The sequence below is a fragment of the Flavobacterium sp. genome (assembly GCF_031537875.1).
In the GTDB taxonomy this organism is placed as follows: domain Bacteria; phylum Bacteroidota; class Bacteroidia; order Flavobacteriales; family Flavobacteriaceae; genus Flavobacterium.
The window spans coordinates 1-17,516 of record NZ_JAVKNB010000015.1; the positions used below are offsets into that span (position 1 = coordinate 1).

General features: G+C 35.6%; 18 protein-coding genes. 16 read left to right on the top strand and 2 right to left on the bottom strand.

Features of this window, described 5'->3' with window-relative positions:
- The 4 genes from RMR09_RS09980 to RMR09_RS09995 all read left to right on the top strand — a co-directional run.
- Positions 1-1,594, top strand: a 1,594-nt coding sequence (locus RMR09_RS09980; protein ID WP_310595653.1) for a gliding motility-associated C-terminal domain-containing protein, incomplete at its 5' end; no start/stop codon positions are given.
- Positions 1,595-1,600: 6 nt separating this feature from the next.
- Positions 1,601-2,509 carry a type IX secretion system membrane protein PorP/SprF gene (locus tag RMR09_RS09985; RefSeq protein WP_310595654.1) on the top strand — a complete coding sequence of 303 codons (909 nt, stop codon included), beginning with the start codon at positions 1,601-1,603 and terminating at the stop codon, positions 2,507-2,509.
- A gap of 11 nt (positions 2,510-2,520) precedes the next feature.
- Positions 2,521-4,491 (top strand): OmpA family protein, encoded by a 1,971-nt coding sequence (locus tag RMR09_RS09990; protein WP_310595655.1) that lies wholly within the window; start codon positions 2,521-2,523, stop codon positions 4,489-4,491.
- A gap of 85 nt (positions 4,492-4,576) precedes the next feature.
- The gene (locus RMR09_RS09995) at positions 4,577-4,744 is read left to right on the top strand and encodes a hypothetical protein (protein WP_310595656.1); all 168 of its coding nucleotides are present in this window, start codon (positions 4,577-4,579) and stop codon (positions 4,742-4,744) included.
- A gap of 3 nt (positions 4,745-4,747) precedes the next feature.
- Here RMR09_RS09995 and RMR09_RS10000 read toward each other — a convergent pair whose 3' ends face one another.
- Both RMR09_RS10000 and RMR09_RS10005 read right to left on the bottom strand, forming a co-directional pair.
- Positions 4,748-6,172 carry an amidohydrolase gene (locus RMR09_RS10000; RefSeq protein ID WP_310595657.1) on the bottom strand — a complete coding sequence of 475 codons (1,425 nt, stop codon included), beginning with the start codon at positions 6,170-6,172 and terminating at the stop codon, positions 4,748-4,750.
- Positions 6,173-6,180: 8 nt separating this feature from the next.
- Positions 6,181-7,149, bottom strand: a complete 969-nt coding sequence (locus RMR09_RS10005; protein ID WP_310595658.1) for an AraC family transcriptional regulator — start codon at positions 7,147-7,149, stop codon at positions 6,181-6,183.
- A 378-nt stretch (positions 7,150-7,527) separates the two neighbouring features.
- Between RMR09_RS10005 and RMR09_RS10010 the strand changes: the two genes are divergently transcribed.
- From RMR09_RS10010 to RMR09_RS10065, 12 genes are all read left to right on the top strand, one after another.
- Positions 7,528-8,298: a hypothetical protein gene (locus RMR09_RS10010; RefSeq protein WP_310595659.1), complete on the top strand. Its 771-nt coding sequence runs from the start codon at positions 7,528-7,530 to the stop codon at positions 8,296-8,298.
- A gap of 19 nt (positions 8,299-8,317) precedes the next feature.
- Positions 8,318-8,809: a hypothetical protein gene (locus RMR09_RS10015; protein WP_310595660.1), complete on the top strand. Its 492-nt coding sequence runs from the start codon at positions 8,318-8,320 to the stop codon at positions 8,807-8,809.
- Positions 8,810-8,830: 21 nt separating this feature from the next.
- Positions 8,831-9,343 carry a nuclear transport factor 2 family protein gene (locus RMR09_RS10020; protein WP_310595661.1) on the top strand — a complete coding sequence of 171 codons (513 nt, stop codon included), beginning with the start codon at positions 8,831-8,833 and terminating at the stop codon, positions 9,341-9,343.
- 25 nt (positions 9,344-9,368) lie between these two features.
- The gene (locus RMR09_RS10025; protein WP_310595662.1) at positions 9,369-9,884 is read left to right on the top strand and encodes a hypothetical protein; all 516 of its coding nucleotides are present in this window, start codon (positions 9,369-9,371) and stop codon (positions 9,882-9,884) included.
- An 11-nt stretch (positions 9,885-9,895) separates the two neighbouring features.
- The gene (locus RMR09_RS10030; protein WP_310595663.1) at positions 9,896-10,381 is read left to right on the top strand and encodes an ester cyclase; all 486 of its coding nucleotides are present in this window, start codon (positions 9,896-9,898) and stop codon (positions 10,379-10,381) included.
- A 103-nt stretch (positions 10,382-10,484) separates the two neighbouring features.
- Positions 10,485-10,895, top strand: coding sequence for a GNAT family N-acetyltransferase (locus RMR09_RS10035; protein WP_310595664.1), 411 nt, complete (start codon positions 10,485-10,487; stop codon positions 10,893-10,895).
- Between the two features lie 113 nt (positions 10,896-11,008).
- The gene (locus RMR09_RS10040; protein WP_310595665.1) at positions 11,009-11,641 is read left to right on the top strand and encodes a hypothetical protein; all 633 of its coding nucleotides are present in this window, start codon (positions 11,009-11,011) and stop codon (positions 11,639-11,641) included.
- Between the two features lie 89 nt (positions 11,642-11,730).
- Positions 11,731-14,061 (top strand): glycoside hydrolase family 3 N-terminal domain-containing protein, encoded by a 2,331-nt coding sequence (locus RMR09_RS10045; RefSeq protein WP_310595666.1) that lies wholly within the window; start codon positions 11,731-11,733, stop codon positions 14,059-14,061.
- Positions 14,062-14,199: 138 nt separating this feature from the next.
- Positions 14,200-15,168, top strand: a complete 969-nt coding sequence (locus tag RMR09_RS10050) for a phosphatase PAP2 family protein (protein WP_310595667.1) — start codon at positions 14,200-14,202, stop codon at positions 15,166-15,168.
- Between the two features lie 2 nt (positions 15,169-15,170).
- Positions 15,171-15,908, top strand: a complete 738-nt coding sequence (locus RMR09_RS10055) for a phosphatase PAP2 family protein (protein WP_310595668.1) — start codon at positions 15,171-15,173, stop codon at positions 15,906-15,908.
- 89 nt (positions 15,909-15,997) lie between these two features.
- A complete protein-coding gene (locus RMR09_RS10060) occupies positions 15,998-16,618 on the top strand; it encodes a TonB-dependent receptor plug domain-containing protein (RefSeq protein ID WP_310595669.1) in 621 nt (206 codons plus the stop codon).
- A 129-nt stretch (positions 16,619-16,747) separates the two neighbouring features.
- Positions 16,748-17,500: a hypothetical protein gene (locus RMR09_RS10065; protein WP_310595670.1), complete on the top strand. Its 753-nt coding sequence runs from the start codon at positions 16,748-16,750 to the stop codon at positions 17,498-17,500.
- The last annotated feature ends 16 nt before the right edge of the window (positions 17,501-17,516 follow it).

Here is a 17,516-nt window from a genome sequence, read left to right on the forward strand (position 1 = left end):
GGATGGTGATGGAGTAAGTGATGCACAAGAGTCACTAGATGGAACAAGCAGTACAGACGGATGTATTTATACAGTAAGTGGTCAAGTTCTAGCTAACGTGAGTAGTGTATGGAACACTTCAGACTGTGATAGTGATGGGGTAACTAATGGTCAAGAAGTAGCAGCAGGTACTAATCCATTAAGTGCTGATTCAGATGGAGATGGAGTTAAAGATGGGACAGAAATCGCAGACAATACAAGTCCAACCAACACCTGTGATTTTGTACTGGCAAATCAAACACTAGTACCAACGGCTTCTTGGAACACTTCAGACTGTGACAATGACGGCTTGATCAATGAGGTTGAAGGGATTTTAGACACCGATAGTGACGGTACACCCGATTGTCAAGATGCAGACTCAGATAATGACGGAATTCCAGACACAGTTGAGAAAGGAACAGGAGTTACTTTATTAGATTCAGACGGAGACGGAACACCAAATTACAGAGATACTGATGCTGATAATGATGGCATTTTAGATATAATTGAGAAAGGAACAGGTACCAATAGTTTGGATACGGATAATGATGGAATATTGGATTATATAGATACTGACTCAGATAATGATGGTATTCCAGACGCAGTTGAAAAAGGAAATGGAGCGTCTCCAATAGATACAGATAACGATGGAGTTCCAGATTATAGAGACTTAGATTCAGACAATGATGGAATATCGGATGCTATCGAAAAAGGTCCTGACGGAAACCGTCCTATAGATACTGATGGAGATGGAATCCCTGATTATAGAGACATACCAAATCTAGTACTTGTTATAGATTCGGATGGCGATGGTGTAACTGATGTACAAGAAGGAATAGATGGGACTAGTCCAACTAACGCTTGTTCATTTAAATTAACAAGTCAGACAGAACCTACTACTGCAGCATGGAAAGTTGCCGATTGTGATGGAGACGGCTTAACAAATCAAGAAGAGAAAACAGGATTAGATGATCTTTCTACAGCTGCTAATCCTAATGGAATTACGACTGATCCGTTGAAAATAGACACGGATGGCGACGGAGTAGATGATGGTCAGGAAGCCCTAGATGGAACAGATCCAATTAATTCTTGTGACGCTATACCCGCTAATATCAGTCAAGGATTATCGGTTGCTTTCTTATCCGGGGATTGTGATGGAGACGGTTTAACCAATGAAAATGAATTGGGGGATGATCCTTTAAAACCAATGGATTCTGATGATGATGGGTTGTTTGATTACATAGAATATAATAATCATCAAGATAGTGAAGACAATCTTGAAATTTATAATTCGATGACCAACAATGGAGATGAATTAAATGATGTTTTTGTCATTCGAGGTATTGAAAAGTATCCTGACAATACGTTGAGTATTTACAATCGTTGGGGTGTGGAAATTTATTCTGCAGAGGGTTATGCTCAAGATAATAAATTCTTTAGAGGATTATCAGAAGGACGCAAAACCATTTCTGCGTCTGCAGAATTACCCAAAGGGACGTATTATTACATTCTACGTTATGTAAATAAACAAGGAATTGAAAAGCAACGTTCAGGTTATCTGTATATTACAAAATAGAATAAAATGAAAAAACTATATAGTTTATTAGTATTACTAAGTATGAGTGTTTGGGGCCAACAAGAGCCCCAATACACCCAGTATATGTTTAACCCAACTGTAATTAATCCCGCTTATGCGGGTTCTACAGGATATGGTTCTATTTTTAGTATGTATCGCGCACAGTGGATAGGCCTTGATGGGGCTCCAGAAACTATGGATTTAACATATCACCAACCTTTAGAGAACAGTCATTTGGGACTAGGTATGAATATTCTACATGATAAAATTGGCCCTACAAACACCACTTTTGCTAGCATAGACATTTCTTATACAATTGCATTTTCAAATGAGTCTAGGCTGGCTTTTGGTATAAAGGGAGGAGGAGAATTGTTTGCTATTGACAATTCTAAATTAAATAATTTTAATCCAGAAGACCCTTTTTTAGAAGCCAATTACAAAAGTCAATTTTCGCCTAATATAGGGGTTGGGTTGTACTATTATAACGAGAATAGTTATTTAGGATTATCAGTACCGAGGCTTTTAGAAACTAAATTTTATGATGTGTTGATTTATTCAGAAACCAAGCGAAAACAACACTTTTACTTTGTAGGAGGTAAGGTATATGACCTAACATACAATTTGAAATTTAAACCTTCCTTTGTAAGTAAAATTGTTTCAGGAGCACCTTTGCAAGTAGATCTGTCGGCTAATTTTTTATACAATGAGCGATTTACAATGGGAATGTCGTATCGATGGGGAGCAGCAGTATCCGCTTTATTAGGATTTAAAGTAAGTGATAGGTTATTCATTGGTTATGGCTACGATAGAGAAACAACAAGGCTAGCCAACTTCAATTCAGGCTCACATGAACTATTCTTGCAATTTGATTTATTGAAGAATGGTCAAAAAGTAGAATCTACCCGTTTCTTTTAATTCATAGTACAATGCAACTGAGAAGACAACATACCATGAAAAAACAGTTAATACTAGTTTTGTTATTCCCCATAATCGCATTGGCTCAACAACCCTTGCGTAGAGCCGAGGCGAAATTCGAACAAGAAGCCTACATTTCGGCCATTAAGATTTATGAGCACTTAGCTAATAAAGGCAAAGGAACAGCAGAGATCTATGAAAAACTAGCCGATGCGAATTACTTCAATGCGAATTATATCCAAGCTCAAAAATGGTATGAAAAGCGTTATGCTCTAAACGCACCATTCCCCGAAGGTTTTTTATACCGCTATAGCCAATCGCTTAAATCGGCAGGAATGCTAGAGCAAGCTCAAAAAGTGATGACAGAATATGCTAAAGAAAAACCAACAGAATTGCGTGTTCAAAATCAAATACCTACGCTTAGAGCTCAAAATAGTATTAAAAAAGGATCGGATGGTTTTAGTGTTGTTAATTTGAATATCAATTCCAAATACGCTGATTTTAGTTCTTTTTTCAAAGGAGATACCTTACTGTTTGCAAGCTCTAGGCCAAGAATTATAGCCAATCAAATTTATGAACGAACAGGACAAGTTTTTACTAATTTGTACTATTGTGTAAGGAATAAAGACAGCATTAATAACTATTCAGAACCTCAATTATTCTCTAAAAAAATATTTTCAGTTTATCACGAAGCCACTCCTATTTTTACTAAAGATGGTAAGACGATGTACTACACACAAAATGAAGTCAAAGAAAACCATAAGAGAAAACTAATCAATGGTTTGAATAAAATCTACAAAGCGGTCAATGAAAACGGGAAATGGGTAAATCAAGGTGTGCTTGACATCTTTGCCTTAGATAGTATTAGGGTAGCGCATCCAGCCTTATCTCCCGACGAAAAAACATTGTATTTTGCCTCAGATGCCAAAGGAAGTTATGGACAGTCTGATTTATACAAAATAGAATTACACTCCGATGGTACTATTGGTAACCCGGTGAATCTAGGCAGCACAATCAATACCGAAGCGAGAGAGAGTTATCCCTTTGTTACACAAGACAACATCTTACTCTTTGCCTCAGATGGTCGTTTAGGTATGGGTGGTTTTGATATTTATGCAGTGGACTTAACTATTCCAAACGCTATACCCGTTCATTTAGGATCGCCAATTAACAGTCCATTTGACGATTTTGGCATCAATTGGGATCGTACCACCAATCAAGGAGTTTTTAGCAGTAATCGCCCTGGAGGTAAAGGAGACGATGACTTGTATAGTTTTCAAAACGTAGGTACACCATTTGTGTTTGAGTATGTAACTAATATTAAAGGAAAAGTAGTAGACATTACAAATTCCAATCCTTTAGCTCAATCTGAGGTGGTTTTATTAGATAAAGACAATAAAGAAGTATCTAAAACTATTGCTGATGAGAACGGTAATTTTGGTTTTGAAAATGTAACTTCAAATGCAGCTTATACGATTCAAATTTCAAAAACCAAATATAACTCAGCGGCCATTGAAATAGTAGCTAGATTGTACGGAGATACAATCAATAAAGACATTCAACTGCAAAAAGACACCTATGAAATTTCGGTAGGTTTGGATTTAGCCAAAGTTTTTCAAATCAATCAAATTTATTTTGATTTAGATCAATCCACAATTCGAAAAGACGCTATTGCATCACTTGATAAAATTGTTCAGGTTTTAGAGGAATATCCAACTATCAAATTAGAAATAGGATCACATACAGATAGTCGCCAACACAGAAAGTACAATAAATTACTTTCGCAAAGAAGAGCAGAAGCTACAATGGCCTATATAGTAAACAAAGGTATTGATCAGAAGCGGTTAACGGCTAAAGGGTATGGCGAAAGTCAATTAGTAAACCCCTGCGCCGATGCCGTTCCGTGTACTGAAGTACAACATCAACAAAATAGAAGGAGTTCGTTTGTAATTGTTGCATCTAGTATTTATAAAAAAGAATAGTTGATTTTCGTTGTTTATTTTGGGTTGAATTTTTTGGTTATCACCCCAAAAACATAACGATTAAGAGTGTTAAATGGTACATAATATGAAATACAACAGAAAAAAAATTCAGGCAGCTTTGGACTTAAAAGACATTCGAATGTTTTATAAGACACTTCAAAAATTCAAACAAAGACACCCAAATTTTGATTTAGAAGCGGTGATGAAAAAGTTATATCCTGAATTTGTTGCCGAAAAAAAAGAAAATAATTAGAAGTTATTTTCTATAATCTAAGGCAGGTTTTCTGTCGCCAAGAAGAGGAATGTATTTAAAATCACTTCCTCTTTTTTGGTTGAGTTCTTCTTTAGCTTTCAAAATCATATTGGGATGCAAATACAAATCAATAGCTGTTAACGCTATCGTTTTTGCAGCCACCATCATACCTTTGTTACCAATATCAGTGCCTCCAGCCGCAACGGCTTGCCAGCTATGAGCGGGCGTTCCTGGCACCCAGGTAGCACTCCCCATACCGGCAGTTGGAACAGTAAAACTCACATCGCCTACATCAGTCGATCCAAAACTAAGATCTAATGTTTTATAAGGTTGGATTATACTCGCTTTTTCAAGATTTTCATTTTCAATGCCGAGGCTTTTTATAATGGCTTTTCCAAATATTTTTTCTTCTTCGGTATAATTTACACCGCCCACTTTAATCAAATTAGTATACATTAGTTGTTGAAGTGTTGTATTGGGAAGTAATTCGTGCGTACCTCCAATAAGTTCATAGTCCATTCGAGTACCCGTTCCTAAGGCAGCTCCTTCGGCTGCTTTAGTAATGCGATCAAAAATTTCTACCACCGTTTTTCGATTACCGTGTCTCACATAATAATAGACTTCGGCAAAATCAGGTACAACATTGGGTGCTTTTCCTCCATTGGTAATCACATAATGAATACGCGCATCAGACGGAATGTGTTCGCGCATCATATTCACCATCATGTCCATAGCTTCTACGCCGTCTAAGGCTGAACGACCTTTTTCAGGAGCCATTCCTGCATGAGAAGCGACTCCGTAGAACCTAAATTTAGCCGATTTATTAGCCAAAGCTGATCCCGGATTAGCATCATTAGCATCAGTGGGATGCCAATGTAAAGCGGTGTCCACATCATTAAATAAACCTTCGCGTACTAAATATACTTTTCCTGAACCCCCTTCTTCGGCGGGACAACCATAGAAACGAATAGTTCCTTTTTTCTTGTTGGTTTTCAACCAATTTTTTACCTCAATGGCCGCTGCCATAGATGCAGTGCCAAATAGGTGATGACCACAAGCGTGACCAGCTGTTTTTCCTGCCGATTTCTTCTCTGGAACAGCCTCTTGCGATAATCCAGGAAGCGCATCGTATTCTCCTAAAATGGCAATAACAGGTTTCCCTTCCCCATACTCGGCAATAAAAGCGGTGGGGATTCCAGCTACTCCTTTGGTTATGGTAAAACCTTCATTGCGCAATGTTTCTTGTAATGCGGCAGCACTTTTTTCTTCTTGAAAGCCCATTTCGGCATACCCCCATATTTTTTGAGCGATGCTGCTATAAAAGTCTTTTTTGGAGTTTAAATTAGCAATTGTTTGCTCAGGTTTTTGACCAAAAACAATAGTGGAAAGTAATAGAATAACAGGTAGTATTGTTTTGTTAATATCCATTTTGATGGTTAGTTTGAATTCGATTGTTTGATATACGACGAAGGAACAACACCTTTTCGTTCTTTAAAGGCATCAATGAATTTTGACCTTGAAGAGAACCCAACATTAAGCGAAATTCCTTCAACGGTAAGCTTGTCTGCTTTCCCTTCGTCAATCAATTTACACGCATAATCGATTCGTTGATTGTTTTTCCATTCGCTAAACGAAACAGCTAGTTCAGTATTAAAATAATTGGACAAAACTCTTTCAGAGAGTTGTAAATCCAATGCCATTTTAGACAAGCTGAATCCAGGCACTAAAAAAGGGGTATTTCCAAGATACGTTTCTAATTGAACTGTAATATTTTGATTGATTTCTTGGGAGTTGTTTTTTTTCAATTGAGCAGCTCTATTTTTAGCTAAAGAAGGATCGGGATAAGAAATAGAATCAAATAATATTTTAGGAAATAAAAACAAAACTATATTTTGAAGAAAAAAAGTACCTCCAACGGCTCTAAAATAGTTTTGGTAGCTGAAAATCCCCAATTCATTTTTTAGAATAAAGGCGGCAAATGTATCTAAAAAACAATAGGTAGAAATAAATAATTGGAGTCCAACTAATGCATAAATCCATCGTTGAATAGTAATATGGTTGGAAGGAAGAATTCCAAATTGATTTAGCCTTTTTTGTGTCGCTTTTTTAAAGTATACTAAGCTTGCTACGCAATAAATAAAAAGATGTAATGGACGCAAAAACATCATTTGTTTCAAAGAAAAAATGGATATTTTAAAATCATAGTCTTGAGTGACCGCTTGGATATGATGTGCAATTGCTACTTTTTTAGAAAAAGGCAGTGTGGTATAGGGTAGGCTAATGATGACTACAATTAAAGCGGGAACTAAATGCAGGTAATCTTTAGGTACAATATTTTTGTTTTCTGCAACCGCATATTTAACATAATAAAATAAAAGCGGACCAATGACAAAGGACAACGGCATAAAGTTGACGAAAAATACTCCCTCCCAAAAAGGATTTTTGGTAAAATGCAACCCAAAATATACTAAAACGATGAGGTTACTACACAAATAAAACAAGGCTAAATACAAATTTGACCGATTAAAGTCCTTTCGGTAATAAAAAAGGACAAACGAAGTAAATAATCCGAAAAACGGCGTAAGCATTTCCATAAAACGCTGATAAATAGGTTGTGTTAGTGCGAATATAGGGCTTTTTTAAAAACCGCTCTGTTTTTTTTAATGATTAATAAAAACCGCAAAGTGTTCCCTAATGCTAAAACGGAACAGATTTTACTTACGATTTACCATTTACAAACGATTGGGGTTCTACTTTTGAAATCAAACCAAAAACCCCACAGTATGAAAAAAGTAATTTTATGTGTTATCCTAGCATTAGGGATGCAACAAGCACAAGCACAGTACAAATTTTTGCAATACAGAAATGTATCTGAAAAAAACGAAGCTGAATTTGTAAAAAGAGAAACGGAATATTGGTCAAAAATTGCCAAAGCCAACATTAAATCAGGTAAAATGCAAGCCTGGAGTCTGTGGAAAAAAGTCGGTGTTATTGGCGATCCCGATACCAGACCCAACTATTTGTTTGTTAACGATTTTAAATCTGTAACTGATTTCGATACTATGGAAAGCGGATGGGCTGATCCGGAAAAAGTGTTGCCTAACATGAAGTTGGCGGCTATGGAAACCAATTCTATTTCTAAAGTTCTATTTACTTACATCATGAAAACGGAAGCACAAATTGAGGGAGCGCCTAAATTCGTTGTAATTAATTATGCTAAACCAACAAGTGTTCAGGACTTTGTCGAAGAAAACACCAATTTATGGAAACCGTTTTTTGAAAATGAACAAAAAAAGGGTTTTAAATTAAACGGCTGGGGGCTACAAACAGTAGTGTATCCTCAAGGAAGCAATGTGGATTTTTCTGCATTGACTTGGGATGGATTTACTAAGTTGTCAGAAGCTTTAGATCATGTTCAATACAGACCGTTAAGCCAATCGCGTTTTGCATCGATTGTTAAAGATTCTAAAATGAGTAGTACGATCACCCCTAATGGATTTGAATTATCTCCAGTATATCAACTAGTAATGTATGTTGATGCAACAACTAAATAAACCAAAAACCCCACAAATTATGAAAAAAGTACTTTTTATTATCGCTATGGCGGTATCAATGACACAAATGAATGCGCAAACAGAAGCTGGAAAATACCTTGATGCGACTTCAAAATACAACAATAGACCTTTTGTTTTTTCGAATAGAGGAGAAACCGAAGCCATTCTAAAATTGAATGCAGCTTACAATAAAATGGATGTAGCTACCTGCGCGTCTTTATCAGCCAATAAAGTAAATCTTACCGATTTTGATGGAAATAAAGAGGTAATGACTCAAAAAGATTGGGAAGCTTATTTTGCACAATACAAATCGTTAAATTGGGAGATACATGCCATCGTTCCAATCCGAATCAAAGATACAGACCCTTCTTCAGGAGTTTTTGTAGTAGCAACAGAAACTCGTGTAAGCAAAGATGGAACCGTTTGGAAAAAAGAACTAAACGAATTCTTCATGTTTAATTTAGACATGAAAATTGATGCCATTAGTCAGTATTATCAAGGAGTAAAATAATTAATTCAAAATACAATAAAAATGAAAAAAACAATCGCACTTATCGCCCTAACAGGTTTGTTGTTTGTTTCTTGCAAAAAAGAAGCAACACCAGAAACGACTTCGCCTGAAATTCCTAAAACGGCCAATGGATATTCACTTCCAACTTCAGAAAACATTGATTTGCAAAAAAAATGCAATGCCGCCTGGGAAGCAGGAAATGTAGACGGATACAAATCCTTTTATGCAGAGGATGCTGTTTTTCACGACAACAATAAACAAACCACCCTTGCTGAAAACGTAGCCTTTAATACAGAATTTTTAAAAAGCGGTATTAAACCAACAATCAAATACGATGTAATTTGGGAAGAGGTAAATTATAAGGCTAACGAAAAAGGAGTTAAAAATTACGTTTTAGCGTATTGTACCAATACTTGGACAAAAGGAGATAAATCCGTTCAAGTAGTAACTTTCCAAGTTGATGCTATAAAAGACGGAAAAATTGTGGAAGAATGGAATGTTTATGATTCTGCTGCTTTTGACGTTTTTAAATAATAATTAATTCAAAACTCAATTAAAAATGAAAAAAACAATTGCACTTATCGCACTTACAAGTTTACTATTGGTGTCTTGTAAAAAAGAAGCCGCTGTTGAAGCGGTAGCTAAAAATCCAAATGAAGGAGGAATCAATCTTACTACTTCGGAGAATACCGATATGATTAAGCAAATGAATGAGTTTGCAAGTAAATTTGATACCGAAAGCATTAAAAAATTATATGCTCCTAAAACAGTTATTCATGATAATTTGAAAACGATGACTATTGAGGAGAATATGAAAAATTTAATCTTTTTGCAATCTCAAGGAGTTACTATTACTTTGCCTAAAGATCCTTTAGTTTGGGAAGTGGTTAACAATAAACCAGACGAAAAAACCGGCATCACTAATTATGTTATTTCATATTATGAAGTTACGTTTACAAAAGGAGATAAAAAAGCTTCGGTTATCCTTAATATGAATTTTGCCATCAAAGACGGAAAAATCCAAGAGGAATGGGATACGTATGACACTGCTCCATTAACAGAATTATTAAAATAATAGTTTAAACAATGAAAAAAATAATAATAGTACTTGCTATTAGCATGTCTTTGTTTGCCTGTAAAAGTGATGCAGATAAAAATGAAAAAATAGCGCAAGATAACATCAAATTTTATTCAAAAGTTTGGGACGAAGTTATAAATGAAGGTAAAGTTTCAGTGTTAGACACCGCTTATGCACCTAATGTAGTGTTGCATACCGTTCCTGAAATTAAAGGAGCAGCTAATGCCAAAGCGTATTATGCCAATTATGTAACTGGATTTTCAAACCGCGAATTTATTGTAAAAGAAACATTTGCTCAAGGCAATAAATTAACTAAATACTGGATATTTAAAGGAAAGCACACGGGAGACTTTTTTGGAATTCCTGCAACAGGAAAGACGATTAACGTCGAAGGGTGTACTATTGCAACCATTGTCAACGGTAAAATTACTGAGGAAAGAGATTTCTTTGACAATTTAGAATTTTTAAGACAATTGGGTCTTATGCCAAGATAAGTGAATTAGTAACAACAACTTTATTTTGAATTCTTTTTTCAAAAGCCCGACAGTTCTGTCGGGCTTTTTGTTTTTTAGTATATTTACTTTTATTTATTCATTCATGACCATTCAAGAAATACCGATAGCTGAGGTCCTGTTATTACGTCAAAAAGTACTTTGGCCTGACAAAGACTTAGAATTTGTAAAAACACCTAAAGATGCTCAAGGCATTCATTTTGGAGTTTTTATAGACCAACAGTGGGTGTCGTGTATTTCCCTTTTCGAAGAAGAAAATCACCGAGCCGAATTTAGAAAGTTTGCCACTTTGCAAACGTATCAAGGCAAAGGATTTGGAAGCCAACTTCTTCGGTATTCTTTCCAGTATTTGCAACAGCAAAATTTCAAGTCGGTTTATTGTAGCGCGCGTTACGAAAAACAAGGCTTTTACGAAAAATTTGGAATGCTAGCCAAAGGAGAGTGTTATTTAAAAAACGGGTTGAATTATATTCAAATGGAAACGAATTGGTTATAAAATACAATCTAATCTAGTGATTTTCTGAATAATTTATTTTTCATTGTGTATAATTGACACAATAATTATATATTTGCACTCTTTTTATAGAAAACTAACTTAAACCTCATTGTATGAACCAAAAACTACTACTAATCATTACGTTCTTTTTCGGAACCTTAGCCCACGCTCAATATGCTAATTTTGAAGCTAGTACAGGCGGATTTTCTTTTATTCCTGCTTTCACATCAGAAGTTCCTCATTTCATAATTAATGCGGGAACAAATGATGCTAAACCACTTTCATTTCACTTACTTTCTACTGTTAGAATGAGTAATTTCACCCCAAGAGGTGTTGTTTTTATTTCTCGATACAAACTGATTGATAAAAAATTAAAAGCAACTATTGGAATCCATTTACCTGCTATTCAAATTAGTGATGATTATAATGTTGACACCTTTTTTGCACAAGAATTTATTGCAAATTACCCCGTTTCTAGCAACGTTACCGTAGGTGCTTTCTATTTACACGGAAAGGGAAAAAATAATGATTTTGAAGCTAATTTCTTGGCATTTAACACCAACGTAGTTCAAGGTAATTTTAGTTTTTTGTCTCAGGCATACGTTCTTGACCTGGATCATACGTTTGGGATTTCAGAAACCATTTCGTATAAAATGACCCAAAATATAGACCTTAGAGGGTTTGCTAATAAAACCTTATCTGACGGGAAATTTACTTGGACACTAGGCGCTAGATATAATTTGTAAATAGTTAACTCCATTGTGTTTAACAGACGCAATATTTTATATATTTGAAATACTTTATAGTTATTAAACTACCAAAAAAACCACTTATAATGAAAAGACAAATTGTATTACCTGCTTTGTTGCTGTTCCTTGCAACACAAATGGAGGCGCAAAAAAAATGGACTGAAACTCCTAAAGGAAATTTCAATCTTGTTGAGAACAAAGGCGGACAAACTTTGGGCTATTCGCCAAAATCAGGCGTAAAAATCTTGACTGTTGATGGCTTAGCGTTTAAAGACCTTAATAAAAACGGGAAATTAGACAGTTACGAAGATTGGAGAAAACCCGTAGCAGAACGCGCAAAAGATTTGGCAAGTAAAATGTCTGTGGATCAAATTGCAGGTTTAATGTTGTACAGTCGTCATCAATCTGTTCCGGCTGCGGCAGGAGGGTATTTTGCAGGAACGTATAACGGAAAACCTTTCCCAGAAAGTGGTGCTAAATCCACTGATTTGTCAGATCAACAAAAAGCGTTTTTAACAACGGATAATTTGCGTCACGTTTTGATGACATCGGTAGAAAACCCAACGGTATCAGCGCTTTGGAATAACAATGTACAAGAATTAGTAGAGAGTATTGGCGTGGGAATTCCAGCGAACAATAGCTCAGATCCAAGACATGGAGCCAATAAAGATTCAGAATACAATGCAGGTTCAGGAGGTGCTATTTCACAATGGCCTGAAGAATTAGGTTTGGCAGCTACTTTTGACCCAGCGATTACAGAACAATTTGGAACTATTGCTGCGAAAGAATATAGAGCTTTGGGAATTGCAACGGCACTTTCACCTCAAATCGATTTAGCTACAGAACCAAGATGGAATCGTTTTGTAGGAACTTTTGGCGAAGACCCAAAATTAGCAACGGATATGGCAAGAGCCTATGTAGATGGTTTTCAGTCGTCTCCAAAAGCAATAGCTGCCTATGAGGGTTGGGGTAACCAAAGTGTCAATGCGATGATCAAACACTGGCCTAGTGGTGGTCCGGAAGAAGGTGGTCGTGACGGACATTTTGCGTATGGAAAATTTGCCGTTTATCCAGGAAATAATTTTGAAACACACCTAAAAACGTTTCTTGATGGGGCGTTTAAATTAAAAGGAGGTACTAAAAAAGCATCAGCCGTGATGCCATATTATACCATATCGTTTAACCAAGATAAAAAGTACGGAGAGAACGTAGGAAACGGTTTTAGCAAATACATTGTGACCGATTTGTTGCGAGACAAATATGGCTATGATGGTGTGGTATGTACCGATTGGCTAATTACGGGAGACGAAGGAAAAACACCAGATGTTTTTGCTGGAAAATCATGGGGAACAGAAAAAATGACCATTGCCGAAAGACATTATAAAGCAATGATGGCGGGAGTAGATCAATTTGGAGGAAACAACGATATTAAACCTGTTTTGGAAGCCTACCAAATGGGAGTAAAAGAACACGGAGAAGCCTTCATGCGCAATCGTTTTGAAAAATCTGCCGTGCGTTTGTTGTTGAATATTTTTAGAGTAGGGTTGTTTGAAAATGCTTACTTAGATCCAGAACAAACTAAAGCCATCGTAGGAAAACCTGAATTTATGAAAGCAGGATACGATGCTCAATTAAAATCGATTGTTTTAATCAAAAATCAAAAAAACACATTGCCTATTGCGAAAGGTAAGACTGTTTATATTCCAAAAAGAACGACTCCTCCAGGGGTGGACTTTTTTGGATTTCCAACACCAGAAAAAACGCTTTATCCAGTTAATTTAGAATTAGTTAAAAAATTCTATACAGTTACAGATGATCCTGCTAAAGCTGATTTTGCTATGGTTTTTATAAAAAGTCCTGTAAGTAATGGATACAGCAAAGCCGATAGAGAAGCAGGTGGAAATGGCTATGTGCCGATCAGTTTGCAGTTGAAAGACTACACTGCAGTGGATGCCAGAGCACAAAGTATTGCGGCAGGGGACCCAGTGGTTGACCCAACAATTACGAATCGTTCGTATTTGAATAAAACATCAAAATCGAATTCGTATCCAGATTTGAATACGATTTTAGACACTAAAAAAACCATGAACGGAAAACCGGTACTAGTTGCTGTTACAGTCTCTAATCCGATGGTTTTTGGTGAATTTGAAAAAGATGTTGATGCTATTGTAGGCGAATTTGGAGTGCAAACCGAAGCCTTATTAGATATTGTTTCTGGACAAGTAGAGCCTTCAGGTTTATTGCCATTGCAAATGCCAAAAGATATGACCACAGTTGAAAAACAATTAGAAGATGTGCCTCACGATATGATTCCATATCAAGATGCCAACGGGAATGTATATGATTTTGGTTTTGGACTGAACTGGAAAGGAGTCATCAAAGACGCAAGAACCGAAAAATACAGTGGTAAGAAATAAATCGTTTGAAACTGGCAAAGCCTCCGTCATAATAACGGAGGCTTTTTTATTGGATCAAGGCTATTTTTAAGCCATAATTAAGTCAAAACGCTGATTTTTTTTATACGTTTGTACCTTCCTCAATCTAAATTGAATGTTTTGAAAAAATTAGTACTTCTCTGTAGTTTATTATTGGTTACGATACACGTAAGTTCACAAGTAAAAGACACGATTATTGCCGATGTAAGATCACAAATTTACACCTTGCCTAATGGTGAAATGTATACTTACAAAAAGCCTAAATTTTCGGATTGTATAACTAAAGTTCCTAAAGACTTCATGTGTACAATACATGATGTAACCAAAAAAAACAACCTCATTGCGTTAGGCGCAAGTACATTGGCTACGGTAGTCTTAATTCAATCAGATCAAACCATTTTAGAACATTCACGCGATTTTGGAGAAAAAATCGGGTTAAAATCAGAAGCGCTATATAATAATTTTGGCCCCTTAAGTAACATACCGCCCAATGTAACTTCGGGGATTTATTTAATTGGAAATGGAACAACACCTATATTGTTGAGTATGGGGTTTGCCACTTATGGTTTAATCAAAAATGATTATCGTTCGCTGAATACAGCTTCGGGTTTGATAGAGAGTTTAGCCGTTTCGGGTATTTTTAGTCAAACCGTAAAACGTATTTCGGGAAGACAAAGTCCTGCGCCGGCTTTAATGGATGGCAATCCAGGAGGAGATTGGAATCCGTTTCCAAGTTTTTCGGCTTTTGCTAAAAATACACCTAATTATGATGCCTTCCCTTCAGGTCACATGATGACCGCTACATCGGCTTTGTATGTTATTATGGGGAATTATCCAGAAGTAAAGTGGATTAGACCAGTTGGCTATACTTTGATTGGAGTATTAGGGTTTGAGATGGTACAGGCTAATGTGCATTGGGCATCGGATTATCCAATAGCAATGGTGATGGGATATATAATCGGTAAAAACATTGCTAATAGTAAAATGACCAAAAGCAAACAAAATCTTACAGATAAAAAATATAAAATAAACTACAACGCCTCACGCGCTTATGGGTACAATATGATTGGCGCAAAATTGACTTTTTAAATATGATGAATAAAGTAACCGCCTTAGTACTATTATTGCTAGTATTTAAAGGGAATGCACAAGTAATAGATACCCTATCAACAGCTAAGCAACACGATAAAATAGCCTTAAAGCAGTTTGTTGTTCCGGCAGTTTTAGTAACTAGTGGGGCATTATTATTAAACACACAAGCCAATCAAAACATTCAATCGGATATTCGAAAAGAATTTGGTACTGATTTTCATACTTCAGTTGATAATTATATTCAGTTGGTTCCAGTGGCTCAAATTTATGCGGGGAAATATTTAGGATTTAAGCCTAAAAATGATTTTGTACATCAAACGATTAATATAGCAGTGGCCAATGCTATTATGGGAACGGTGGTTACTGTGATGAAACATTCGTTTAAAGAAGAAAGACCAGATGGCTCTAATAATTTAAGTTATCCTTCGGGACATACTGCCACTGCTTTTACTAATGCATCTTTATTGTTTTATGAATATAAAGACAGTAATTTGTGGTATGCCAGTAGTGGATTTTTATTTGCAACAGCTACAGGCGTGTTGCGAATAGCAAACAATAAACACTTCGCTTCAGATGTATTGACCGGAGCCGGAATAGGAACTGCAGTTGGATTATTGGTATCGTATTGGCATCCTTTTCAATCTTTCAATCTAGGGAAATCTAAAAAGACTACCGCCTTAGTATATCCACAAATTGGAAATCAAATCGGACTCGGATTAGTAGTACAAACAAGATAAAAAAAAGACCATCATATTGATGGTCTTTTTTTAATACATGTTTAAAAAATCAGTACATTTAGAGTGCTATTAATTTAAATAAACCAAATATGAAATCGTTCTATAAAATAGTATTCTTCTTCTTAGTGTTTAGTTTTGCTAACGCCCAAACCATACTTTCAGGAAAAGTATTGAATTATAAAAAGAAACCAGTAACAAATGCTTCTATATATTTGGATACTATTGATTCTAATGTAGTTACTAATAAAGACGGAGAGTTTAGTTTGACTGTACCTGAACAAGTCAAAATCATCAAAGTGCATTCTAAAAAATACGGATGGCTAAGTAGTACCTACAACAAGGAAACTAAGATGGATTTTGTGTATTTGGAAACCGATAAGTCCAAAAATGAAAAAGGAGCTAGTAATCCTCAATCTTTAAGTCTTGAAAAAGATAAAAACACAATTACCTACAGAACAATATATGATATGATTCGCGGAAAAATTGCCGGAGTTGTGGTTCAACCAGATAATACTATTATTATTCGAGGGATTAATTCGATTAAAAATAATTCGGAGCCACTATTTATAGTTGATGGTTCTGTAGTATCAAGTATTGATTATATAGTGCCTAGTGAGGTAAAAAGCATTACAGTACTCAAAGATGCAGACGCATCGATTTATGGTTCGCGAGGGTCTAGCGGAGTCATTGTCATAAAAATGAAAAATTAAGTATTATTTTTTATTGTCAAAAATAACAACATTGTTTGATTTGTATAATAATTTCTTTGATTTGTATTTTTTTTATTCCCATAAAATAAGGATTTTTGTAATTTAAATTAAATTCAAGTTATTTGTTTTATGTCACAAATTATACAATTAAGAAAGCATTTTGTTTTGAGTGTGGTAGGGATTCTTTTTACCACCGCTGTTTTTTCACAAGAGACCGCTAAAATCAGAACTTTTTCAGGCGCAATTACCGCTACTAATAATGGGATATCTACATTCCCTAATCTGTCATTGGGTAAACCAGCGGCTATTTTTGACTTTTCTATGGGTTCAAAACGATGGAGTTTTGATCCTCAATTGCGATTTTCAATGCAAGGAAAGCCCTGGACATTTATCTTTTGGGGAAGGTACAAGGTAGTAAATGATAAAAAATTCAAATTTACGATTGGAGCGCATCCTGCTTTTTCGTTTAAGGAAGAAAATGTATTGGCCTTGAATGGTGATTCAAAAACAGTTATGAATGTATATCGTTATGCAGCAGCAGAATTTGTGCCTAATGTTATACTTTCCAAAAACTTTAGCGTAGGCTTATACTATTTGTATTCTCATGGCGTTGATCCGGGAACCACAACCAATAGCCACTTTATTAAATTAAATACGGCAATTTCAAATATTAAGTTGAGTGAAAGTTCGTTTTTGAAATGGCAACCACAAGCCTATTATTTAAAAATGGACAGTAGAGAGGGTTACTATGCTTCTTCTGTACTAACACTAACTACAAAAAACTGTCCTTTTGCCGTTTCATCAATTATGAATAAAATTATTAAATCAGAGATACCTGGTGATGATTTTGTTTGGAATGTATCTTTAGTGTACAACTATTAATTGGTTTTAATACAAG